The organism is Wolbachia endosymbiont (group A) of Cephus spinipes, assembly GCF_964026895.1.
GTDB lineage: Bacteria > Pseudomonadota > Alphaproteobacteria > Rickettsiales > Anaplasmataceae > Wolbachia > Wolbachia pipientis.
The window spans coordinates 662,299-685,027 of the sequence record NZ_OZ034713.1 but is presented as its reverse complement, the minus strand read 5'-3'; the positions used below and the strand labels follow the sequence as shown (position 1 = coordinate 685,027).

Annotated in this window: 23 protein-coding genes and 1 pseudogene; 2 read left to right on the top strand and 22 right to left on the bottom strand. The window is 34.4% G+C overall.

Going from position 1 to position 22,729, the window contains the following annotated elements; translation table 11 throughout:
• Nucleotides 1-1,279: 1,279 nt before the first annotated feature.
• The 3 genes from AAGD59_RS03245 to AAGD59_RS03240 form a co-directional block, all read right to left on the bottom strand.
• Nucleotides 1,280-1,444: an IS3 family transposase gene (locus AAGD59_RS03245; protein WP_081600772.1), complete on the bottom strand. Its 165-nt coding sequence runs from the start codon at nt 1,442-1,444 to the stop codon at nt 1,280-1,282.
• A gap of 238 nt (nt 1,445-1,682) precedes the next feature.
• Nucleotides 1,683-1,898, bottom strand: coding sequence for an IS3 family transposase (locus AAGD59_RS06940; RefSeq protein WP_245836010.1), 216 nt, complete (start codon nt 1,896-1,898; stop codon nt 1,683-1,685).
• A gap of 139 nt (nt 1,899-2,037) precedes the next feature.
• Nucleotides 2,038-2,322: a transposase gene (locus AAGD59_RS03240; RefSeq protein WP_039964423.1), complete on the bottom strand. Its 285-nt coding sequence runs from the start codon at nt 2,320-2,322 to the stop codon at nt 2,038-2,040.
• Between the two features lie 579 nt (nt 2,323-2,901).
• Here AAGD59_RS03240 and AAGD59_RS03235 point away from each other — a divergent pair.
• Nucleotides 2,902-3,813: an Rpn family recombination-promoting nuclease/putative transposase gene (locus tag AAGD59_RS03235; protein WP_015589128.1), complete on the top strand. Its 912-nt coding sequence runs from the start codon at nt 2,902-2,904 to the stop codon at nt 3,811-3,813.
• On the opposite strand, the gene AAGD59_RS03230 is transcribed toward AAGD59_RS03235, so the two are convergent.
• The 5 genes and pseudogenes from AAGD59_RS03230 to AAGD59_RS03210 all read right to left on the bottom strand — a co-directional run bounded on the left by AAGD59_RS03230 (nt 3,802) and on the right by AAGD59_RS03210 (nt 11,069).
• Complete coding sequence (locus AAGD59_RS03230; protein WP_015589129.1) at nt 3,802-4,728, bottom strand: hypothetical protein; 927 nt, start codon at nt 4,726-4,728, stop codon at nt 3,802-3,804. The two genes, AAGD59_RS03235 and AAGD59_RS03230, sit on opposite strands and share 12 nt — an antisense overlap.
• A gap of 289 nt (nt 4,729-5,017) precedes the next feature.
• Nucleotides 5,018-5,503: an ankyrin repeat domain-containing protein gene (locus AAGD59_RS03225; protein WP_341812961.1), complete on the bottom strand. Its 486-nt coding sequence runs from the start codon at nt 5,501-5,503 to the stop codon at nt 5,018-5,020.
• A 423-nt stretch (nt 5,504-5,926) separates the two neighbouring features.
• Nucleotides 5,927-6,128, bottom strand: a pseudogene (locus AAGD59_RS03220) (transposase); the annotation flags it as partial.
• 183 nt (nt 6,129-6,311) lie between these two features.
• Nucleotides 6,312-8,915 carry an ankyrin repeat domain-containing protein gene (locus AAGD59_RS03215; RefSeq protein ID WP_208571662.1) on the bottom strand — a complete coding sequence of 868 codons (2,604 nt, stop codon included), beginning with the start codon at nt 8,913-8,915 and terminating at the stop codon, nt 6,312-6,314.
• Nucleotides 8,916-9,155: 240 nt separating this feature from the next.
• The gene (locus AAGD59_RS03210) at nt 9,156-11,069 is read right to left on the bottom strand and encodes a hypothetical protein (RefSeq protein WP_141456939.1); all 1,914 of its coding nucleotides are present in this window, start codon (nt 11,067-11,069) and stop codon (nt 9,156-9,158) included.
• A 793-nt stretch (nt 11,070-11,862) separates the two neighbouring features.
• On the opposite strand from AAGD59_RS03210, the gene AAGD59_RS03205 reads away from it, so the two are divergent.
• Entirely contained in the window at nt 11,863-13,179 is a 1,317-nt protein-coding gene (locus tag AAGD59_RS03205) for a hypothetical protein (RefSeq protein WP_265027802.1), read from the top strand.
• 479 nt (nt 13,180-13,658) lie between these two features.
• On the opposite strand, the gene AAGD59_RS03200 is transcribed toward AAGD59_RS03205, so the two are convergent.
• The 14 genes from AAGD59_RS03200 to AAGD59_RS03135 all read right to left on the bottom strand — a co-directional run bounded on the left by AAGD59_RS03200 (nt 13,659) and on the right by AAGD59_RS03135 (nt 22,722).
• Nucleotides 13,659-15,152 carry a recombinase family protein gene (locus tag AAGD59_RS03200; protein ID WP_341812960.1) on the bottom strand — a complete coding sequence of 498 codons (1,494 nt, stop codon included), beginning with the start codon at nt 15,150-15,152 and terminating at the stop codon, nt 13,659-13,661.
• 2 nt (nt 15,153-15,154) lie between these two features.
• Nucleotides 15,155-15,586, bottom strand: coding sequence for a DUF2924 domain-containing protein (locus AAGD59_RS03195; RefSeq protein WP_265027804.1), 432 nt, complete (start codon nt 15,584-15,586; stop codon nt 15,155-15,157).
• Between the two features lie 4 nt (nt 15,587-15,590).
• On the bottom strand, nt 15,591-16,055 hold the full coding sequence (locus AAGD59_RS03190; protein WP_265027805.1) for an ankyrin repeat domain-containing protein: 465 nt from the start codon (nt 16,053-16,055) through the stop codon (nt 15,591-15,593).
• Between the two features lie 31 nt (nt 16,056-16,086).
• On the bottom strand, nt 16,087-16,788 hold the full coding sequence (locus tag AAGD59_RS03185; protein ID WP_265027806.1) for an ankyrin repeat domain-containing protein: 702 nt from the start codon (nt 16,786-16,788) through the stop codon (nt 16,087-16,089).
• A gap of 168 nt (nt 16,789-16,956) precedes the next feature.
• Nucleotides 16,957-18,117: a phage tail protein gene (locus AAGD59_RS03180; protein WP_265027807.1), complete on the bottom strand. Its 1,161-nt coding sequence runs from the start codon at nt 18,115-18,117 to the stop codon at nt 16,957-16,959.
• On the bottom strand, nt 18,117-18,902 hold the full coding sequence (locus AAGD59_RS03175) for a baseplate J/gp47 family protein (protein WP_265027808.1): 786 nt from the start codon (nt 18,900-18,902) through the stop codon (nt 18,117-18,119). Before AAGD59_RS03175 ends, AAGD59_RS03180 begins: the two co-directional genes overlap by 1 nt.
• A gap of 2 nt (nt 18,903-18,904) precedes the next feature.
• Entirely contained in the window at nt 18,905-19,240 is a 336-nt protein-coding gene (locus AAGD59_RS03170) for a GPW/gp25 family protein (protein WP_265027809.1), read from the bottom strand.
• A 2-nt stretch (nt 19,241-19,242) separates the two neighbouring features.
• Nucleotides 19,243-19,491, bottom strand: a complete 249-nt coding sequence (locus AAGD59_RS03165) for a PAAR domain-containing protein (protein ID WP_265027810.1) — start codon at nt 19,489-19,491, stop codon at nt 19,243-19,245.
• A gap of 7 nt (nt 19,492-19,498) precedes the next feature.
• On the bottom strand, nt 19,499-19,963 hold the full coding sequence (locus tag AAGD59_RS03160; protein WP_265027811.1) for a phage baseplate assembly protein V: 465 nt from the start codon (nt 19,961-19,963) through the stop codon (nt 19,499-19,501).
• Nucleotides 19,950-20,426, bottom strand: coding sequence for a hypothetical protein (locus tag AAGD59_RS03155; RefSeq protein ID WP_265027812.1), 477 nt, complete (start codon nt 20,424-20,426; stop codon nt 19,950-19,952). Before AAGD59_RS03155 ends, AAGD59_RS03160 begins: the two co-directional genes overlap by 14 nt.
• Complete coding sequence (locus tag AAGD59_RS03150; RefSeq protein WP_265027813.1) at nt 20,423-20,920, bottom strand: phage tail protein; 498 nt, start codon at nt 20,918-20,920, stop codon at nt 20,423-20,425. The genes AAGD59_RS03155 and AAGD59_RS03150 overlap by 4 nt, the downstream gene beginning before the upstream one ends.
• Nucleotides 20,921-21,226 carry a hypothetical protein gene (locus AAGD59_RS03145; RefSeq protein WP_265027814.1) on the bottom strand — a complete coding sequence of 102 codons (306 nt, stop codon included), beginning with the start codon at nt 21,224-21,226 and terminating at the stop codon, nt 20,921-20,923. It abuts the gene before it with no gap.
• A gap of 97 nt (nt 21,227-21,323) precedes the next feature.
• On the bottom strand, nt 21,324-22,328 hold the full coding sequence (locus AAGD59_RS03140) for a major capsid protein (RefSeq protein ID WP_341812959.1): 1,005 nt from the start codon (nt 22,326-22,328) through the stop codon (nt 21,324-21,326).
• A 25-nt stretch (nt 22,329-22,353) separates the two neighbouring features.
• Complete coding sequence (locus AAGD59_RS03135) at nt 22,354-22,722, bottom strand: head decoration protein (RefSeq protein WP_077188124.1); 369 nt, start codon at nt 22,720-22,722, stop codon at nt 22,354-22,356.
• Nucleotides 22,723-22,729 lie beyond the last annotated feature (7 nt).

The window sequence follows — 22,729 nt, the reverse complement described above, 5'->3', positions numbered from 1 at the left end:
TTTTTAGCATTCAACAAGTATAATAGTACAATACTAATTGAGGAAAAAAGCATTTACATAAATCTATTGTAAGTAAAAATATTATAATATTTTAAATTAAGTATTTACTTTAAGTAAATTTTATAATAAGTTTAATAGTGTCTGTTACTGCTAATAACCCTCTAGCCTCACACCTAAAAGCAGTAACAGACACTATTAAACTTTATGACAAGTTTATAATCTGTAAGATCAAAGTCTTACAAGTTTCTTTATTTAATTATACATTGCAGTTTGTTAATTAACTTTTAATGCCTATGGTGGCATTTACAGCTTGGACCAAAGGTTTATGTATTATAGAAAATAATTATAAAAAAAACACACTATTTGTATACCATACAAACTTTTTTTATTCTGCATAGCTGAGTTACTAGATTCTGTAAACGAAATCTTTAGAGAAGCCAAATGGGCAAAGTTTCATGAAGGTCTTTGGCATCTCTTAGCATAGATCCCTTACTTAACCATCATACCGCGATTCATTCGCAGTATCTCAAAGCATAGATCCCGCTAACACGTAGCGGGATGACGATTGTCAGGCTAGCTGTCATCCCAGTGTCAAGCACTGGGATGACAAGGTATAAACCTTATCGTCATGCCGCCACAAACCGTCATACCGCGATTCATTCGCGGTATCTCTAGATCCCGCTAACAAGTAGCGGGATGACGATTGTCGTTTAGCCATAAACATTAAGAAATTTACCAAATAAAAAAAAGGCAAAAGAAGCCCTGGGGTTATTATCCGCTTTAAAATATTGGCGTTTTTTATGTTTTAAACGCTTGACAAGCGAAATTCAGCTGCTTTTAATTGCAACTAACCTACGCTGCAAATGTTTAAGAAATTTACTAAGCAGAAAAAAAGACAAAGAATCCCCGAGTTAGCTAGTCTTTTACTATCTCTGTCGAGTATTGGCATTTTTTGATGTCTTGTAACGCTTTATAAGCGCGTTTCGGCTTATATAGGTAAAAACCCAGAAATTTTTAAAGACATGCGATGCACGTAGTGCGAAAAATTAAACATGAGACGCCAAATACCCTAAGTTTGACTCGCGACATAATGTTGAACATTTTTTTTTGCATTTCCAGAGCAAGTTCTTGAAACCTAAACATTATATGTACATCATCATGATCAATTCTAATGCATCTAACTAATGCTATGATGACCTTACCCAGAAAAAGTGGAGAGAAAGTTTGGAATGTTTTTTACAAAAAGAATGATGCATCAAATTGTTCTGGAATGCAATAGTTAATAGTGACGTTGTTTGTTATAAAAAATTTCTATATATTCAAATATAGCAGTTTTGATATGCTGTTTAGAGTGCCGAGAGGTGTCTATTGGTAACTCCCTTTTTAGAGAACTGAAGAAGCTTTCCACAACAGAATTGTCGTAACAACAACCTTTATGACTCATCTATGTTTTTTATGGATAAGAGATATTGATAACCTTGCGAAGTATATTGTGAACCTTGATCACTATGTAATAGTAGATTTTTGGCAGGTTTACGCTTGTTAACGTCCATTAATAAAGAGTCCATAACCAATTGTTTATTTATTGAACTGCTCATTAACTACCATGCGTGAATATAGATCGATTATTGTTGCCAAATATAGCCATCCTTCTTTGGTTTTTATATAAGTAATCCCATACTTTATTTGGTTGATCGACAATAAAGTTTTGGTCTAATATATTGGGAGCTACTGTCCGTTTGTTGTTTCTTAATTTTAAATTTTCTTCTCAATATAGCCTGAATACCATTTTTCTGCATAATACTTTGCACTGTTTTTAAGTTGCAACTTTTACCCAAAGCCTTTAATTCAGCATGAATTTTAGGAGCTCCATATCTACATTTAGAAGCTTGATATATTTTTTGAATATCTGCTAATAACTCTTTATTTGCTGATTCTCTACTGCTTATTTTTCTTGTGGTCCACTTATAGTAGCCACTAGCAGAAAATCCTACATAATTCCTGTACTTTATAGCAGTTACTATATAAAAAAATATTTTACTCTTTTTGACTGGCCAGGGCTTTTTTTAAAATGTCTCTTTCTCTTGTTACTTTTGCTAACTCTTTCTGTAAATCAAATCTCTCTTTGTCATAAGGTGCTACATCTGGAAATGCATTTGCCGCTGACTTTTTTTCGTTATATTTCTTCATCCATTTTCCTAATACACTATCCCTTATTCCTAGATCTCTTGCTACTTTTGCAACTGGTTGACCTACCTTTCTTTGTTCATTTGTCAGCTTAACAGCTTCCAATTTGAATTCTGCCGTATATTCTCTTGCCATTTCTAATCCTCCAAAATTTTATTTTACCCAAAAAAACTCCTTTCTTTCTCTCCACTTTTTCTGGGTAAGGTCAATTCGGAACTCTATTTCTTTTTTACGATCTTTACTTTTATTCTTATTGTTCATATAATATACCCTTCACTAATAATAAATTATTTTTAAATGTTTACTGTTATTTTCTTAGCAGTATTGGCATAAAGCCATAGCTTTTGGGTGAAGTCAAATCAAATTTTCAATTTTTTTTTGTTTATTTTTTTATGAAAAGGTAGAAGATATTAATAGCTGCTAATTTCTTTAAACGATGTTGTCGTAGATTCGTATTTTTATACACCAAAAAGGGTATCTTTGATATCTCCTACAGCTCCAAACTCATAGCATCCATTTGCCAGCCTTTTAAGGCGCTTTATAGAAGGGTTAATAAAAGATGTAAAAAGGACGTCTAAGGTGCGTAGTAGCATTCTAAAGCCATCTATGGGAGACATTTTTTTCATCAACGCATTCAAAACTTAAAAAAATAAAAAACTTGAACATTTCTTCAGAATTGTGTATAATTATTAATGCTTTTTAAGGTTCTTTCTTATGACTTTTTCTAAGTTTCTTGATCCCAAAAATGATGTATCGTTTAAGCGTATCTTCGGTACTGAAAAAAATAGAGATATCCTTATTCACTTCCTCAATGATATTCTTGGCTTTACTGGTAAAAATGAAATAAAGGATATAGAGTTTTTAAGTACTATTCAAGACCCCGATATCGCCGCTAAAAAGCAAAGTATTGTTGATGTTCTCTGTAGAGATTCTACAGGTGCTCAATACATTTGCGAAATGCAGGTCGCTAAAACTAAAGGCTTTGAAAAACGTGCCCAATACTATGCTGCTAAAGCTTACTCAAGGCAAGCTGATAAAGGTGACCAGTATCATAACCTTAAGGAAATTATCTTCATTGCTATAGCAGATTGTGTACTGTTTCCTAATAAATCTGAGTACAAATCAAAGCATACTATTCGAGATGAAGACACTAATGAGCATGATCTAAAAGATTTCTATTTTATATTTATTGAGTTGCCAAAATTTCCAAAGAATAAGGAAGATCAGTTGGAAAATATAGTTGAAAAATGGGTTTATTTTTTTCGATATGCAGATGAGACTAGTGAAGAAGAGCTGGAAAAAATAATAGGTAGTGATGTAATAATTAAAAAGGCCTATGAAGAGCTAAATAGATTCAACTGGTCAGAAAAAGAATTTATTGCCTATGAACAGGAAATAAAACGTATTCTTGATGAACAGGCTGTCCTCGCTCAAAAACTTGATGATGCTACTGAAAAAGGTAGAGAAGAAGGTAAAGAAGAAGGCATCCAAATCGGACATGAAAAAGGCAGAAAAGCAGAGAAAATCGAAGTGGCAAAGAACTCACTTAAGGCCGGTGTCTCTATTGATGTTATCGCTCAAATTACCGGCCTTTCGATAGATGAAATTCAAAAATTAAGGAATTAATACTTTACCTTGACCTCTAGCTTGAGTTAAATGACATTGAACAGAAGTATTATTTAGATAACTTTTAGGCTCCAAGCTTATTTGTTGTTCTTTTACGTCACTCACTTCTAATCTGCTTAACATTTGTTGCATTAATTGATTTATTACTGGGTCTATTCTTCTATTAAATTCAGCCATAAACTTATCAAACTTTTTCGGACTTAATCTACCGGGATCTCCGGGTTCTCTACCAGGCAATGCTTCCTCTGCGTATGATTTTAAAATCCCTGAAATTTCATTAAATTCACCACTCCTAATTTTTTCATTAATCTTCTCAAATAATTTCTCAAAATTAATATCTAAGCGGTGCATTTTTATACCACCTTTCGATTCAGCTTGCTTCTCTAATACTTCCTTGAACGACTTTATAATATCCGATGTGTAAAAAAGAGCCTTTACAGGATTAACATCAGAAAACTTAGGAAGAGGACACTTTTTATCTAGAAAAGCTTGTAACAAGAAAAACATCAAGCTAGCATTATTACTCGCACAAACTTCACGACTAAATTGGCTAGTATATTGGATATTTGGGTTTCTTACTGTATCAGAATGATTGGAGCTACTTCCTGCTGTACCAGAACGGCTAGAGCTATTTTCTGAAAATGAAGGCAACGCAGCCCTTAAAGGGGAAGAGATAAACTGAAAAACACCTTTAACAGCATCTATCCATGAAGACGGCTTACTTGCTCCGCTTGTAGCTCCTATTTTGTTATAGCCTATTTCGTCACTTTGCGATGAATTGTCTGATGCATTATCATAAGATAGATCACACTTAGCTTCTTTTGTAATACTATATTGTACATCACGCTTCTTGCGAGTAGATCCACAATCCTCAATTTTCCATTGACATGGACTATCTTTGCCCCTGGCCTCCAAGTAAATACTCTCCTTCTATCCCTATCATGGCTAAGATAATCACTAGCAGGATATAAATACTCATTAAAATAAGTGCTTTTTATATATATGTTGTTACCTTCAGGTTCAAATTTCCATTGACATGAACTATCTTTGCCCCCTGGCCTCCAAGTAAATACTCTCCTTCTATCCCTATCATGGCTAAGATAATCACTAGCAGGATATAAATACTCATTACTATAGTAAACACTTTTAATACATACCTCCGATGAAAATACTGCATTCTTTACTGACTCTGGTAATTCTCCTTTTATCCTTTCAAGCTCAGATTTTTTTCCGAATGAACATTATGGTAATTACTCATCTCCATAATTCTTTTTACATAACGGGCTAACCTAAACTCCGCATTTTCTACACCTTTAACTTCAATACTAGCTCCAATATTGAGAAGATTTGTAACTTCACTAACATTCCCACTTTCTACAGCAGCAAATAAAAGTCTATCATACTCACTTTGCTTTGGTCCTAAAAAGTTTACTACTTCTGACTGACGAGAGGTATTTGCTACATCTAAAGGTTTTCCACCATTCTTATTTTTAGCTCCAATGTTAGCCCCCTTATCTATAAGAAATCTAATTATCTCTAAATGACCTCCTTCAGCAGCCCTATGCAAAGATGTGTAACCATCACTATCTCTAGCTTCAATATTAGCCCCTTTCTCAAGAAGTTCTCTAACGTCACTAAGGCGTCCTGCTCCTGCAGCACTAACTAATAAATCATCATTGTTTAAAGTCATTTGTCCCTCCACATTTATAAAAACTTACCTAACTTAACTAAGCAATCACACTATAACAAGCCACTCTTACCCTGAGCTTTTTTCTTTCCTCAAGCAACACAGAAAGGACCATCTTCCCTCAAACAAGAATTCTGGAATGCCCTCACATAACATAGCCCGCTCACAAAAGTAAAATTACCTTAGCCATCACACACTTACATACCATAAAAAATTAGTAATCTAATGTATTTCAGGAATAGTACTCCACTTTTAAAACTTGTCAACCCCTAATTTAAAATTTTTTTGAAATAATTTTTGATGAAAATTTTTAATGAATTACTATTAATTTAATATTAAATATTACTAAGAACCTAAATAATACAACCACTTTCAGCAATAAAAACCAGCTAGCATGAGAAGATTTTTTTGGAAATCGATTGGTATTGCAAATGTGCTTAAAATCTTCGTTTCAAGCCCTGGATGTAAGTTTGTTTGCCTTTTTTTGACTATTTGGGGTTCCTTCTCTATCTCTTGGTGTTAAAAGTTCAAATGAATCTGCACTTGTACGTAAAGCCTTTGCATTTCTCCCATTTTTTCTATTATTTTCTTCACTTTCAGCCAATAAGTGGTTTTCTATTTCACCTTTTTATATCAATTTATTACTTTCTTTTTGATTTGACACACTTTTTTGAACATCTCTATTGTGGAACAAACTTTCTCTTGGTTCTCCAATTTAGACACATGAGCAAAGATTGTGAGCTTTCTCCTCTTACTTCAAAAACCAATATCTTCTTTAATATGATTACTTCTATGTACTTACTAAATTAGGCTACTTAAATTCCTTAGGCAGGTTATAAACGGATACCTTTGCTGAGCTTTCAAAGCTCTTTATAGAGGTAGGTGATTCTAATGTTCCAGGTACGTCATCATAATCAGATAGTTGCGTAGAAATTGAATTCGTCCTAATACCCTGAGATGTACCTTCTTGAAAATGAAGTAATTTATTTTCCAACTTATCTCTTGCTTCTCTAAAACTGTCCAATTTTTTTTGCAAGCTAACACTTTCTTCTTTATACTTTGAAAGTGTTAAATCGATAAAATGATTACACAACACTATTAGACCTGTAGCACTAGAAAATAACAACAAGAGAGGATGAATGGTAACACCTGGCATATCTCCACTTCTTGCATCATGAAAATTTTTATACATATTAAGACAAGAGCCAAAAGCTGCAGAGCATACAAAAGCAAGTTTTGTTCTGCACAGGAAATACTCGACTTGCGCTAATTTTTCATTGCAATGTGCTAATTCTTTACGCAAATCATTAATTTTATCACTATAATACCTAATAAACAATTGTTTTGTTTCTTCATTATTAACATATTTCCATGCTCTGTAAGATCTTCCATCTATGAGCTCAACGTTTACATGCTCTGATTTTAGAAGCGCACTAATTGCGTTACTACTTCTAGAACGCACAGCTTCATGTAGAGGTGTGTAATCGCTTTTAACATCTTTCCTTCTGTTAATATTTTCATAAGTTAAATACTTGAAAAGAGCCGAAATACATTCTGGGTCATTACCTTCAATAGCCAGAGTAATTGCATCTTTTCCGTCTTTATCCTTAGAATTAATAACTTTAGAAAGCGGCTTTTCATTTTCTTGCTTATCTTCAAAATACTTGCACTTATACACCTTATTCGAACGATATGGCTCCTTAAGAATACACAAAAGTTCTTTTACAAGATCAACCTGATTTTCTTTAATAACCACATGCAAAAGTGTGTTTTGATTTTCCTCATCTTGTAACAGTAAAACATCATACAAATAAGCATTTTCATGTAGATAACTAATCTCTTTATTGAAACGTGTTTTATCTATACCTTCTCTTCCTCCTTTACAGATACTGAAGAGTCGTAAACTACCTTCCAAAGCATTGTGATCAATTGCAGAGGCACGTTGCCTTCTGTATAAAATTGGCGCTCCTTCTACGCAAACACTTCCGAAGTAACGAGCAATAGGGGAATGGATACATGCACTTAAAAAATTAGTAAGAGGGTTACAAGTGTTCACACCATTCCTACCTTCAAGCAGTCTAACTACATCTAATTTATTATACGAATCAGCATAATATAAAGGATCCCGATCATAACAGTCCTTAGCATCAATTATAGCATCACATTCAAGAAGAAGTTTAGCTACATCTAAATGACCTTCCCTAGCAGCATAATGTAAAGGTGTTCTAGCTTTTTCATCCATGGCCTCAACTTTAGCACCTTGGCTTATAAGAAAGCTAACCATACCCTCTCTATTGTAGTAAGCAGCATAGTGTAGAGGAGCTATACCCAAACGGTCTTTAGCATTAATTATAGAATCATGGTCAAGAAGAAGTTTAGCTGCATCTAAATGACCTTCCCCAGCAGCATAATGTAAAGGTGTTTTATCTTCTTCATCCATGGCCTCAACTTTAGCATCTCGGCTTATAAGAAAGCTAACCACATCCTCTCTATTGTAGCAAGCAGCATAGTGTAGAGGAGTCATACCAAAACGGTCTTCAGCATCAATTATAGCACCACGGTCAAGAAGAAGTTCAGCTACATCTAAATGACCTTTCCCAGCAGCATAATGTAAAGGTGTTTTAGCTTCTTTATCCACGGCCTCAATTTTGGCATCTTGTTTTATAAGAAAGCTAACCATATTTTTTCTATTGTGGTAAGCAGCATAGTGTAGAGGAGCCATACCAAAACAGTCTTCAGCATCAATCATAGTACCACGGCCAAGAAGAAGTTCAGCTACATCTGAATGACCTTCCCTAGCAGCATAATGTAAAGGTGTTTTTCTACTATCATCTTGAACGTTAACCTTAGCATTTCTACTGAGAAGAAGTTTAAGGACATACAAATTACCCTTACAAGAAGCTACACACAAAGGCGTTTGATTGTTTATACCTTTAGCCTCAATATTAGCACCTCCATCAAGAAAATCACTAACCTTTCTAATATCCTTTCTTTCTATAGCAGAAAATAAATATTTATCTAGCTTTGCTCTCAAAAAGTTTGCTACTTCTGTGTTACCAAGCTCATTTACTATGCGTAAAGGTGTCTTAACATTATTATCCTTAGCTAAAATGCTGGCACCTTGATCAACAAGAAATCTAACCATATCGTATTGACCTGCACTAACAGCATAGTGTAGAGGTGTCCAATTTTGGTCACATCTAATGTCAATATCAGCACCAATACTAAGAAGAAGTTGAGCTACATTTACACTATTTTTACAGGCAGCCCAGGACAGCAAAGGCAACTTATCTAAAAGTTCACGATTAACATTATATTTATCAATATGTTGATCAATATATTCCTCCAACCGTTTAAAGTCGTCATTTTCTATAGCATGCGTAAAATCCGTTGTAAGGCTCGTTTGATCTTTCATAAACTATATAAAAAAAACTATTTTCCTACTCAGTACAATACTCCATTTTTAAAACTTATCAACCCCTATTTAGAAATTTTTTATGGAATAATTTTTGATGAAAGTCTTTAATATATTGCTACTAATTTAGCAATACATACTGTTAAAAACCTAAACAATATAACCATTTCCAGCACCCAAAACCAGCAAGCGTGAGAACAATTTTTCTTGGAATCGGTTGGTCTAGCAAAAATTACATTACTAATTCCAAGAAAGCGGAGCATTTGGATCATCTGGAATTTCATAAAAAGGCAGCCTATCAATTAACAGACTTTCTTCATCTCTACTAAGATCTCTTGTTACAATATTGCAAAAATCTCTATTGCTCCCAAAATTAGCTGTTACTGCAGTCCTTAAATCTTGATTTCCTGCCACAGCTTCCTGAAAGCTGCTGTTATTGGCAAGATGAGTTTCCAGCACAGGTTTTGCGTCATTACCAAATTTGTTTTTCACATTCAGAATAGCTTGTCCCAATTTATTTGTGTTGCTACTAATTAATTTTTCTGCCACTCCTTCCTGCAAAATACGACTACCTGCTAAGATCTCTCTATTTTCATTATCCTTCACAACCGCTTTCCCTATTTCATCTACCTTGGTATTCAAAAGGTGCTGAGTTACGTTATTGACTAACGTCTTCGACTCATCTATATTATCGCCTAAGCCACTTGCATTAAACAAATATTCAGCTAATTTTTCAGGGCTAACCTTCCCTTCAGTAATTCTTTTTGCTTCACCTTTCTCTATACTGCCAGCATTAAATAACAACTCAGCTAACCTAGAAGTGCCGACATTTTTTATTATATCTTCAATAAAGCTCTTTTGATCCCACTGATAATTCTCTGCTAGTGCATTCTTAGCATCGTTAAATACTAGTTCAGAAATCTTATACGAGCTAACTTTATCTTCGGCAATCTTTTTGGCTGCAAGTTGATCTAAGTTACTTTTATTAAAAAGCAACTCAGCGAGTTTTATTGGATCAGCTTTATTTATAAAATCCTGCGAATTAAGATTTATTTTATTAGCAACATGAGTAGCAAGATTTTGACCAGTGCTATCAGTTATATCAAGTACTGTTTTTCCCAATATATCTTTATTTTCATCAGTAAGTAGCTGTACAGCGACTTCCTCAATTGATGGGCTTTTTCCATCTCTACCTGCCGGACCTTGAGGACCATCTGCACCTTTTGATCCCTGCACCCCCTTGTCTCCTAAAAAAGCTTTTGCTATCTTACCATCATAAGCATTTTCGTTATCAGCAGTTTGATCAAGAAATCTGCCTAATTTCTCCACTAAAATTGATTTCTTTTTCCCATCTCCTATATCCTCTGTTGCATCAAGTATTTTTTTCGTGAATTCTAAAATTTTTATATTAGAGCCATCAGCTTTAGCAAAATTACCCTTTTCTGCCAAAAAATCTTTTGCTGTTTTATTATCACCATATATTTCATATTTTTCATCAAGAAGCTTCCCTAATGTATTAACTAAAATTGAAGTTGCATTGGGATCATGTTTATAAAATAATTCCCTTGCTAATCTATTGATTCCGTCACTGTCACGAGAAATAAATCCTCTATCTGTATCTTCCTTAGTATATACATTTTCAACATCAACCTTTTTATTTAATCCTTCATCTACTTCTTCCTTAGTATATACATTTTCAACATCAACCTTTTTATTTAATCCTTCATCTACTTCTTCCTTAGTATATACATTTTCAACATCAACCTTTTTATTTAGGTAAGCAAGCAGAACATCTCGCCTAGAAAATGTACTATCTAGTATCAAGTTAGAGATTCTATCACCCTTATCAAAATCTTTTGCATAAAATATCGCCTCCACTATGGACTTTTCTGCTAACTTCTCTTCAAGTACTGTATGTTCATCATTGTTAGTACTTTTCATATCAAGTAGACTTTTAAAAGCTGCCGCTAAACCTCCTACTTTATAGCTTATTTCACCTTGACCATCTTGTTTATATTTTAATTCCAGACTACCATTGCTTGCATCTAAAGTATACTTATTACCTTTCTCATCGCTCAAGGTTATAATTTTAACATTTTCCAAATTTGATATCGATGTGCCGTGATTATCTTTAAACTCTACATTAGGTGTCATATCACTTCATATTAATTAAAACGAAAGGATACGCAAAAAAATATATTTTTTTATTAATACATGATGCAAAAAGAGCTTTATTCTATTTTAAATATAGAATTGCAATGAATTTTCCTTTTATTTCCAAATAAACTAATTTTCACTCTTTAACATTAATTACCACTAACTCAAATAACACAACCATTTCCAGCATTCAAAACCAAGGGTCGTGAGAAGAGTTTGTTTTGGGATGGATTGGACTACCACGTGATCCATACGAACTTTTTAATATAGTGGTTCTGCTATACGATGAAACTAGCCATATTAGACCATTTCATCCATATCTACATACGAACTGTTTTGCCTAACTTTGTTGCAAAGATTTCAAAATTCTATTTTTATAACCTTATTTTTACGCGGCTTGTTCTCACAAATATACGATCTATTTTTATCTTTTTGAATAAAGTAAACATTTAAAATTTTTATGACGCTGAGGAGTATTGTATTTCCTGTAAATTCCAATAAAATTTTTGTATCCATTAATATAGAAAATGTTTTTCTTGAAGTTTTTTTATCCTTGGCAGTTGTTAGGTCGCTGTTTAATTCTAACTTTTACATAATACCACATATGGGCCAAGAACGTCATGCTACAGAGGTTGTCCAGAAACGGTTTTTTGTTGGATAGCAAAGATATATGAAGTGATAGTAGAAGAACACAACTCTCTAAAAAATATAAAAGTTAGAAAAATTATACTTGCATTGGCTTTTATTCATGCTAATTATTGTGCATAATATGTTTATAGATTGAGGGGGTATGGTGTTAGGATATATTTCAAAGGATGAGCAGATCTGTGCAAATAGTGGGTTAGCCACTGAAGAACAGCGTACGGAACCTTTTGGTCAGCACACTCTTGAAGGCAGCGCATCATCGTTAAGTCAAGAACAAAGTGATGATGACTGGAATGAGTCCGTTATTGAAGACAACAATACTGTTGTTGAAAGTTCTTTTATTCCAGAAAACTCAATTTTAATGAATTTAGCAAATCTGTTAACTGAGAGCGAAAAAGCTTCGATTGATGAATTTCATGACAAGATGGAAAGTATAATGAAAGAGTTTCATGAAAATAGATATGAAAATTCTGCAAAGGTCACTCTAGAAAAGATGGAACATTTAATAGATGAATATTTGAAAAGAAAAATAAAGCTAAATTTACGCTGTGATCACTATGAATGCACTGTGTCGAATTTTGTATTCAAAAAAATAATTGATATTGCTAATGCTAGTAGTGTTATGCGTATAACGCCTACTACTAGATCACGATATAAAGACAATGGAGAAGAGGCAGTGGATGAGTGGGAAGAGGCTTTAGAACCTTTATTCAATATTGTCAATAAACTACTATCAGCGGGTGCAAAAATAGAGTCTGACTTTTACAATGATAGAATAATAGGTGAGACTATGTGGGGAAATGATGAGCCTATTTTTACAAAGTGTAAAAAAATTAAGGACGAACTAAAAAGTATCGCATATAAAGGTTTAGTAAACAAGAATGAACAGATTAAAGATGATGATCTGAAAGTAGAAGTAGATAACAATCTTGTTTTTTTCAGATGGCCACAAAATAGTATCGTTGAAGTTACAAAGGTTATGAATAGTAAGGTGAATGAAAATTTCAGTATAGAAAGTAGCATCTTACAGATCGGGAAAAGTATAATAAGAGTTGAAAGCATAGGAAAAAAAAGAAATTATACAGATGTCTTAGGAGGTGGCATTGAAATGTCCTTTATCACTGAAGTAGGCAAGATTAGTATTCATCTATGTCCTAGTGATGAAGGTAGTAATATAATAAAAGTAAATCTTGATGAAGAGAACCAGGAGAAGTTTGACAAATTAAAAGATCAATCAAGTTTAGGGGAAAGCTGCCTTTTAGGAGGGAAAAGTGTTCTACAAGCTATAAAAGATAAAGGTTTTGAAAGAAACGGTCAAATACTTATAGAGTTAGCTGAAACTATTAAACAATCAGATTTTGTAGTGAAAGAATCAGGTATTCCATCTACTCTTATGAGGCCAATCGATAGTTTAGATCAACTGCAAAAGATGGGGGCTTCGAAAGAAATAGCAGTGTGTTAATAAAGTCAACTAAAATTATTAAACAAAAGAAAGATCTTGAAGGGTAAAAAAATTGATGTATCTTCAAAGCAAGATTTTTTGAGGTATAAACCATACGCTCAAGGTGAGGAGAAATAGTAGGGGAATAAGTGTTGAGTTAATAATTTAGAGATTCTTCTAAAGAAATTATTTTCCTTTCTTGGTATTTATTCTTTTATAGGTATAGCCCTTTGTGTTTGATTCAAAAAAGACTGACTGCTCCACACTTTCTACTTTCTCGAATTTTGTGTTTGATTGAATTGATTTTTATGATATCTACAGAATTTCCTTTATCAGACCCAACACATGATTCAGCGAAAGAAGGGCTATTAGGTTCTTATGCAATAATTTTGAAGCTCTGAGGTCGTTTCACATATAAGTTTAAGATTGTCACTATTTTCATCATATAATTAAGCTTTTAATTTTGAAGTATTTTCTGGCACATCGATCTCCTGTTGCTTTTACAAATTAAGACCATAGAATTTCTCCATCTGCTCATTCCATAGCATCGGTATCTCCCTCAAGTCAGCTAACTTCAAACTCCTTGGCTGCCTCCCATTTACTATATCTTCTTTAATTTTTGGTGCTAAATAATTCAACCTTAAAATTTGTTGTATACGTCTTGTACCTATATTAATTTTGGCACTCAGCTCTTTTATATTTGCGTATTTTCCTTCCTCTAGTTGCCGTTTCCACAGGTAGGCTCTTACCACTGCTTTCAGTAACGCATTATTTGTTTTTCCTTCTGGTTCTACTACTGTGCATTTATTTCCTTTCTTTTTTAACCATATCGGTATAAATTCTATCTTATCCTCTGAACTCACCTCTATTCCATCTTCTTTTACCATTACTCCCTTTATTAACTTTTTCACTACTTCTTTCTGCTTTCCAAAACTTAAATTTTTCCATTTTTCTTCGGTCTTTTCTTTCCCATTTTCATATAGCTGCTCTGTCTTTCTCATTACTTCTTTTTCTACTTCTCCTGCTATTACATTTCGGTTTTCTGATTCACAACCTTTTCCCCTTAAATGATTGTTGCATACATAATATCGATACCTTTTATTCTCTTTTTTTGAGTATGTCAGAGTCATGTTTACATCACAGCCCTTGCACTTAATTATTCCCTTTAACAGTGCTTCCTCGTATTTCGCCTTTCTATATGGTTGATTCTTTATCAATTCTTGTGCTTTTTGCCATTTTTCTTCCTCTATTATTGCCTCATGTTTTCCTTCATACTCTTTCTCATAATGTCTGATTTTTCCCATGTATATTGGATTTGTTATTATTCTCCTTACCGTCGCTTTTTTAAAGATATCTGATTTTGTCCGGTATCCTTGACTATTTAACTCCCTTGCCAATTCTGCCATTGACTTCAGCTCCAAATATCTTTCAAATATGTGCCCTACTATTTTCGCTTCTTTCTCATTTATTATTAATTCTTTATCTTTTACATCATACCCTAGCGGTAAAGTTCCACCCATCCATAATCCCTGCTCTTTTGATGTTGCTATTTTATTTTTTACTCTCTCTACTATCATCTCTCTTTCTAGTTGTGCTGCTCCTGATAATACCGTTTGTACAAACTTCCCCATTGGCGTATTATTGTCAAATATTTGTGTTACTGCTACAAAATTTACTCTATGTCTTCTAAAAAACGACGTCACTTCTATGCTATCTTTTGTTTCCCTTGATAACCTGTCTAACGTATATACTACCACACAGTCCACTTCTCCTTTTTTTACATCTTCAAATAATTCCTTTATTGCTGGTCTTTCTAAATTCTTTCCTGAGAAACCTCCATCATCGTACCTTTTGGCCAATGCTACCCAGCCTTCTCTGCTCTTTATGTACTTTTCACATGCTACTCGCTGGGCATCAAGACTGTTAAACTTTTGTTCTAGTCCGTCTTCATTTGATTTTCTCGTATATATCGCACATCTTACTTCTTTTAGCATTTTCAACTTCCATTTTTATCACGCATCCCAAATAATAAAGGTCCGTTGTAGCTCATTCCCATTATTTTTCCTGCCACTGCTGACAATGATGTATAAAACTCTTCTTTGTAGATTAAACCCTTGTCTGTTACCATTACCGCATGCGTTTCTTCCCCTCTCTCTAATATTAGCTCTGTTCCTGCTACTGGAAGTTTGTCACTACTTATTCTTTTTCCCTTCTCTAGCCGATCTGCCAGATACTCTAGTCTTTTTGCTCCTTTTCTTGACATTTCTCCATACGCTTTTTCCTGCATTCTATAAGCTAATCTTGGTATCAGATATTTCTTTGAGTATCTAGGCGCCTCTTCCCCAAATACCTTCTTCCACGTTTTTCTCAGCTCACCCAAAGGTTTTCTCTCTAAATTCATTACTTTCTTTTCTGTTTCTTCCTCCATGTTTTCAGCCTCTTATAAATAACTTCTCAATTCTGTCTGTTTCTTTCTTTAATACCTCGATTATCTCTTTACTATTTTTCGCATAATCCATTGCTGTCATTCCGAACTTATCTTCTTGCTCTATTTCTGCTCCTGCTTCCACTAACTCTTTTACTACTTCCACTTTCCCCACCATACATGCAAGGTGCAATGGAGTACATTTATTGCCATACTCTTCAGCATTTGCATTTGCTCCTGATTTTATCAGTTCTCTCACGGTTTCTAGATGTTTCTCCGTTACCGCTAGGTGCAGTGCTGTATATCCTCCTATATCTGCTGCATTTACATTCGCTCCTTTTTCAACTAATAAACTCACTATTTTTCCGTCTACTGCATAATGTAGAGCTGTTCTCCCCTTTTCGTCTCTTTCATAAATATTTTTATATGAGTTCTCTAATAGTGACTCCTCTTTCTTACCAAACTTTAACATAATCTACCTCACCTTTTCTTTGACCTTTTTTTTAAGCTTTCCTTCTCACCACCTCATCTATCATTTCGTTTACTTGGCTCATTATCTTGCTTGCTAAATTTTGACATTCTTTCTTTATTAGCGATTTGTCTCTCTTCCTTATTTCCCCTATCTCTATTATTTTTAGCTCCGGCATGTAGCTTCCATTCAACATGTCTGCTATTTCTCCTACTAGCCCCTCTATTCCATAACACGTCAGTTCTCTACTTTTTGTTATTCCACCTTTTTCTCTTAAAAATTTACTTGCCTTTTCACTCTCTTCTCTATCACACAAAGAATACTTTTCACTTTCCCAGATGTAATACATTGGTGTTGCGCCATATTTATTCAGTTGATTAACCTCAGCCCCTGCCTTTACCAGCTCTTTTATTATTTCAACTCCTGCTCCTCCCATTTTGCACGCAGAGTGCAGTGGCGTACATCCACTGACATATTGACTGGCATTTACTTCTGCTCCTTTCCTTATCAGCACTTTTACATTTTCTAAACTTTTTGCGAATACTGCGCAGTGCAGTGGTGTATAACCCTTTTTATCTCTTGCATTTACCTCTGCCCCTTTTTTTATTAATAATCTCACTGTTTTGTAATCGGAGATTTCTACTGCTTGGTGCAAGATCGTCTCTCCTTCCTCATTTCTTTTATTAATATCTTTACTTGATACTTCTTTAAAAAACTTACTCTTGCTAAAACTCATTTCATACCTCACAAAATTAGCTTTTCTAGCGCCAGACAAATTTCTTATATTTACCTGCTGCTATTCAAGTCATGTCCTTTTTAGCATGAGAAAGCAAGTCCTTTTCTTTTTATTTCATACACTTTTACCTATTGTTAATATAATATATGAGGATCTAAATATAAGTACTTAACTTATTATAGATATTGCTTGACTATTTTTCCAACTTCTGTGCAAATGTCGATGTCCGTGCCACTTCAGTACTCCTGGATAAAACACTAAAATGTGCTTTTCTAGTTCGTGTATTGAGCCTTTTTGCTCTGTATCCAAATCGTTTTTATAGTAAATATTGTGTTCTGCTAAAACATATTTTGTAATCTTCTGATCAGTATAGTTTTCTGCTTTATAATCATGGGTAACGCTGAATCTTTCTAAAATTGGTTTATATCTTAAATTCCAACGTTGCTCAGACAGTTTATCGCTTCCCAATACAAATTTATTCCCTCTTTCCTCTACACTACTAACTGGAAAACATGTGTTTATTTCTCCTAAATTCCAACTATCCGATAATATAACTTGCGCTTTTGCAAACTTTATTTCTGGTAATAAACTCTGTGGTAAAGGATATAGTGCTTTTAAGTTATACCACTGATGACTTCTTTCATAGATGCCTTTGTAATCCTTTATGTGAGGCTCTGTTTCTCCAAGTACTGCTACATCTAATCGATATATGTCATTACTAAATACTTGCTCATAATGCTCCCTTAAATAGTTGTCTATAATTTCTACTAATGGATCTCCAGATCTGAAAAAGTTCATTCTACCAAATGATAATACTGGTCCGTCTTTTTCAACCTTTCTACCTGAATAGTCTGATAGTAAGCTGCCAAATACACTCTCATCTAAAATAAATCTGCTAATATTATAGTGGTCATTGAAAATCCTCATTAGCTGCGATCTTGCTGGTAATGATAGTTTTGCAAGCTCTACAACCGCATCTACAAAAAAGTTATTTGGAACATCTTTTATTCCTATTTGCAACTCGAAAAAATGTTTACCAGGTGGTTCTTCGATAATTGTAATATTTTCTATATTCGCCCACTTTAGTGCTATTTTTAGTGATGCTGGAGTTCCTCTCAGTCTTTGAAATTTCACTCCTTCTACTACGGCTTTTCTTCTATCTTTTACCCAACGCAGTATTCCTTCTAAGCCATATTCTTCTACTATCCACGGCAATGTTTCTTCTTTAAGACTAAACTTAAATCCTTTTATACAGCTTGGATCAACTTTATAATCCGTTGCATCTACTAGCGCTTTTTCCTGTTTTGTTGCATTTGGTGGCAATAACATTACTCAACCTTTAACTTTCTTAATGCAGCGCACTCATTTCCTAGTACTACAACGTCCTCTTTTGGCTCGATTAATTCCACATTTTCTACACCATCTACAAATAGGTTTGCTATTATCCACGATCTTGTCACACTCCACCCTAATCTTTTTGCTAATTCAAACTTCTGAATAAACTGCTTCTTAATTTCCTCCTTCGATATTACAGGACTTATGCTCATTCTGCTGTGAATATCTATTTCCATAATATTACAACCAATCACTGTTACTTCATCTGTTAATACCCTTATATCATCTCTAGTAACCTGCTTTTTTACAATCTCTAGTAGCTCTTCTGACACTATGCCAGTTTGTGTTGATAAGATTGAAATTTGTACTTTTCCTGGTATAGGTGATTCTACTAATGCATCTTTTACTCTACTATCTGCCGACAGTGCATGATACCTATAATACTCCTTGCTTCCACACGTGCTTGAGCCTACTATCTTTGCTTTAATTCTTTTTCTAAATCGTTCATCATCTTCTTCTTTTTGCCTCTCCACTCCATAAAACTCAGCTAAGTTATCAAGATCTTCTCCCGTTGCAAATTTTAGTAAATTGCTCTTTACTGATTCATTTATTCTTTGTCTTAGTAACAATTCCCTCCATGCTGCTACTTCTAATACCTTTATCGCTGGGTCACTTTCTACTAATGCTGTAAAACTTTCATCTCTCTTCACTAACTCTTCCTTCATCCGAGAAAAAATCTCTTCAAAGTTCAGTGGTTCGATAATATTTGGCTGCTGCATACTTATATAACCATTCCATCAAAGCGAATGTTTTTCCCACTTGGTACATATAATCCTTCTAGGTCAAGCGTTACTTTTCCTTCTTTCACCTCTGTCATTTTTACTTTTTCTAACTTAAATCTCCTCTCAAATTTCCCCAGTGCTTCTGCTGTTGCTGCATAAATTTCTAGTGTTAAATCACGATTAACTGGCTTATCTACTAATTCAAATAGCCTTGAACCATAACTTCTCCTCATTATTCTACTGTTTACTGGAGTGGTTAATATATCAATAATTGATTGTTTAAGATGGTCTATTTCTTCTAACGCTTTTCCTGTTTTAGCATCCATTCCTTTCACTCTTAGCCTGCAAATGTACTATTGCTACCACTGATCACCTTGGAACCACAAGAAACCATATCACCAACTCTTCCCATTCCAAGCCCATTGGCAAAAACTGTTTTTGATCCTTCAATTAATACTCTTCCTTCTGTAAAATTATCTCCTTTACGGCAAACTGGCTTACCATTTACAAAAACATTGTTACTGCCACTAATACAAAAATGTGGTATAGCTTCTCCGCACTGATTTCCTAGATGTACTATCTTCACCTTTTCCTCAATTTAAATTTATTCTTTTTGCTTTTAGGCTTATTTCGCTCTTTGTCATTTCTATACTCGATCCTCCAGCCTTCAGTGTTATTTTATCTGCTACTTCAATCTCTAAATGATGCTTCTCTTTATCATATGTAAACTTTGTTCCATCTTGAAACTTCACACTATTTATTTCTTTTTTATTTTCTAGTGCAGGGTACTTTTCCTGATATATTCCTGACAATGCCACTCCTAATGATAGTTCACCAAGAGGAGAAAATATCATAACCTGTTCATCAATGTCTGGAGGACACCAATCTCTATCTTTTCCTGCTTTGCTCGTTATCCATGGCAACCAATCTGTTAAAAATTCTCCTACTTTAACTCTTACTTTTGCTTTTTCATAATCTATTTCTTTTACAACTCCTATACGAACAATGTTGGCCAGTTTTCTCTGTAATTCCGAAATTGCAAAATTATTTTCTAACATTTATTTCACCGATTTCTATTTTGTGTGGCATAAATTTTCCTTCTTCCCAAATAGATCGACCTACGTGTATTGTATGCACCCACTCAATCAACCACACTAAATACGCATCTAACTCTGGCCTAAAATCATCTCCTCCTCCTGATATAAATTCTCCCGGTGAAACATTTTTCATATTCCAAGTATTTTTATTTACTACTCTCGCAACCTCAGCAGCTAATGTTCTGACAAGAATAGGTGCATTTTCTACCGTGCTATCAATTACTATTCGTGCTTCAAATCTTGCTTTCAGCGCTAATTCTTCTGTTCCAGGATCATCTCCTTTTTCAAGACTGCTAAGTTCTACAAACACCGCTGGCGCTAATAATTCTTTTCTTATTGATGGATAAATTTCACAGGTTTGTATAATGGATATTTCTCTCTTTAGTGTAGTGCAGATTGCGTTATGCAAATTCTTCCAACTCATACTCTGTAGCTCAATTCACGTTCAAAAAACTTTGTAAAGACTTTCTCAACTTCATAATTGACAAGATCTCTTATTACTTTTGATGCTTCTGGTTCCAATGGCAATTTAACCTCCTTTATTGGTAATGCTGCTCTTCCTTCACGTTTAAAAATACCGCTATTTCCTTTTGGCATAACTGCTGCAAATCCTCCTATAAATTGGTGCTTTCCTACTTTCGATCCTCTTCTTGTTTTTTGTATTTTACCAATTGTCGATGCTCTAATGTCATAGAGATTTGCTCTAATTAACACGTCTAATCTGCTAATTTTCGCCTTAAAAATCCTTAATCTCTTTCTTATCAAACTTAATTTTATTCTCTTTTCCTCACTGATTTCCTTAGCTGCTTTTGATTTTAGCCATATTGCTGTTTTGTTTAATGCACTCACTGTCGCTTTTTCCACTTTTTTCCTTTCAGCATCTATACTTTGTATAATACTACCGGTGTTAATACGCATTTATACTCCTGACGCTCGAATTTTCCATACCATTCCTGAATTATCTTGCAGCGGTGGAGAATATACTTTATATTTACGGTCACCTATAACAAAAATATCTCCTACAATTGGCTGCAGTACATCAAACGCACTTACTTCTAACGCTAAAGTTTCTTCCACAAATTGTCCTTCACCAATCTCGTATAATTTATCTGGCTCTTGCTTTAATACTTGTACCATGTATGACTTATCCTTTGATTTATACAAAGCCACTTCTCCTAAATGGGAAAAACAATCTTCCAATAATCGCTTAATATTCTCTTGCATATTTCTTTTTGATATACTAACCTTTACATGCTAAGAAAGCGCATACCGGTAGAGTCATTCTGTGCCTCACCACCTTGTAGTTACTCTACCAGTATTGTTATGCTGCAACGACTTTGATTAATGTCCCTGGTCTATGGCACATTGGCAAAGGATTTGACTGCGTATGTAAATCGGTCCCTCTATCAAATCTTCTTGGCTCTTGTTTTGCGTATAGTGGCTGTCCAAGAGTATTTACTGTTTCATTAAAATCTGCTGGTGCAAAATATGTTGTAAATGTGCTCGCTGTTCCTACTGGAAAACAATGACCTGTATCTTTGTCAATAAATCTTCTCACGGTTCCTTCAGGATCAGTTGCTTGCCCTCTATATTCCTCAAATGTGATTCCGCAGAACGTAAATCCTGACCTCATATCATTCCGAAGTAGCGCTCCTTCTTGCCATCTTTCATATGCTTCTTTTACTTTAGAATGAGAAGTTAGTGCATCAAAAAACTCAGGGCTTACCAAGGCATGAATTCCAGTCATATATTCACCACTTAGATTATCTTCTATATGCCGGAGTACTTCCAGACACTTACGCTTGACATCTGTTGTTGCTGTTCCTAGTGCAAAATTTACTACTTTTGGTGTGATTTCAAATTCGTTGTATAGATTTAATAGCTCTGACCCATCTGCGTCCAGAATAATCCCTTTCAGCGCTCCCATACGCAAATGCTCTAATGTTATTGCATGTTTGTTTCTCATTAGCTGTAAATGGTCAGTTATTACGTCTGCCAGCGCTTTTAGTTCACTTTCTGATCCAAATGCTCTTATTCCTTGCACTTCTTCTGGCAGCACTACATCATCGTGAGGAATATGTGGAATCGTAAACGTTCTTACCTTTCTCTTTCCACGCTTACCTACTGTTGCTGGTGCTCCTGGAATTTGCGTTGGCAATAGGCTTAAAACTCCATTATGTTCTTCTATGGTAATATGTCTAAATCTTACTGACCTACTTGGAAACAAATTTAAATTTTCAACTCGTCCATAATTTATCGGCAATATATTTATCGCATTTGTTAGTGCCGTCATGCTAAATGCTGTATTTGTAAATGGATTTTGCATTCTTTTTTCCCCTTATTAATTTAAGTTACACTCCCTTGCGGACAATGATCCCTCGTCCTTCAAGTTGCTTTATTGCTGCAGCTTTTTGCTCTTCAGTGATACCTGTTGGCCACACAATTGCATGATCTGCTAGCATTGCTATACGTGTAATGATTACTGCTTTGGCATTTTCTGTCGCATTTACATCACTTACTATCGCACCTATTGCTGTTTGTGTACCATCTGTTGCAGTTGGATTTATTATCTTAATCATGTTATCCTTATCACTACCAACAACTGTACCAAGTTTAAGATTTTGTCCCTTGGCTACCGTTATTTGGTCTCTTGAATATAGACTTGATGCCTCATACTTTAATAAGTCACCTAGATTATTTTGTTCGATTATACAACTCATAAAATTT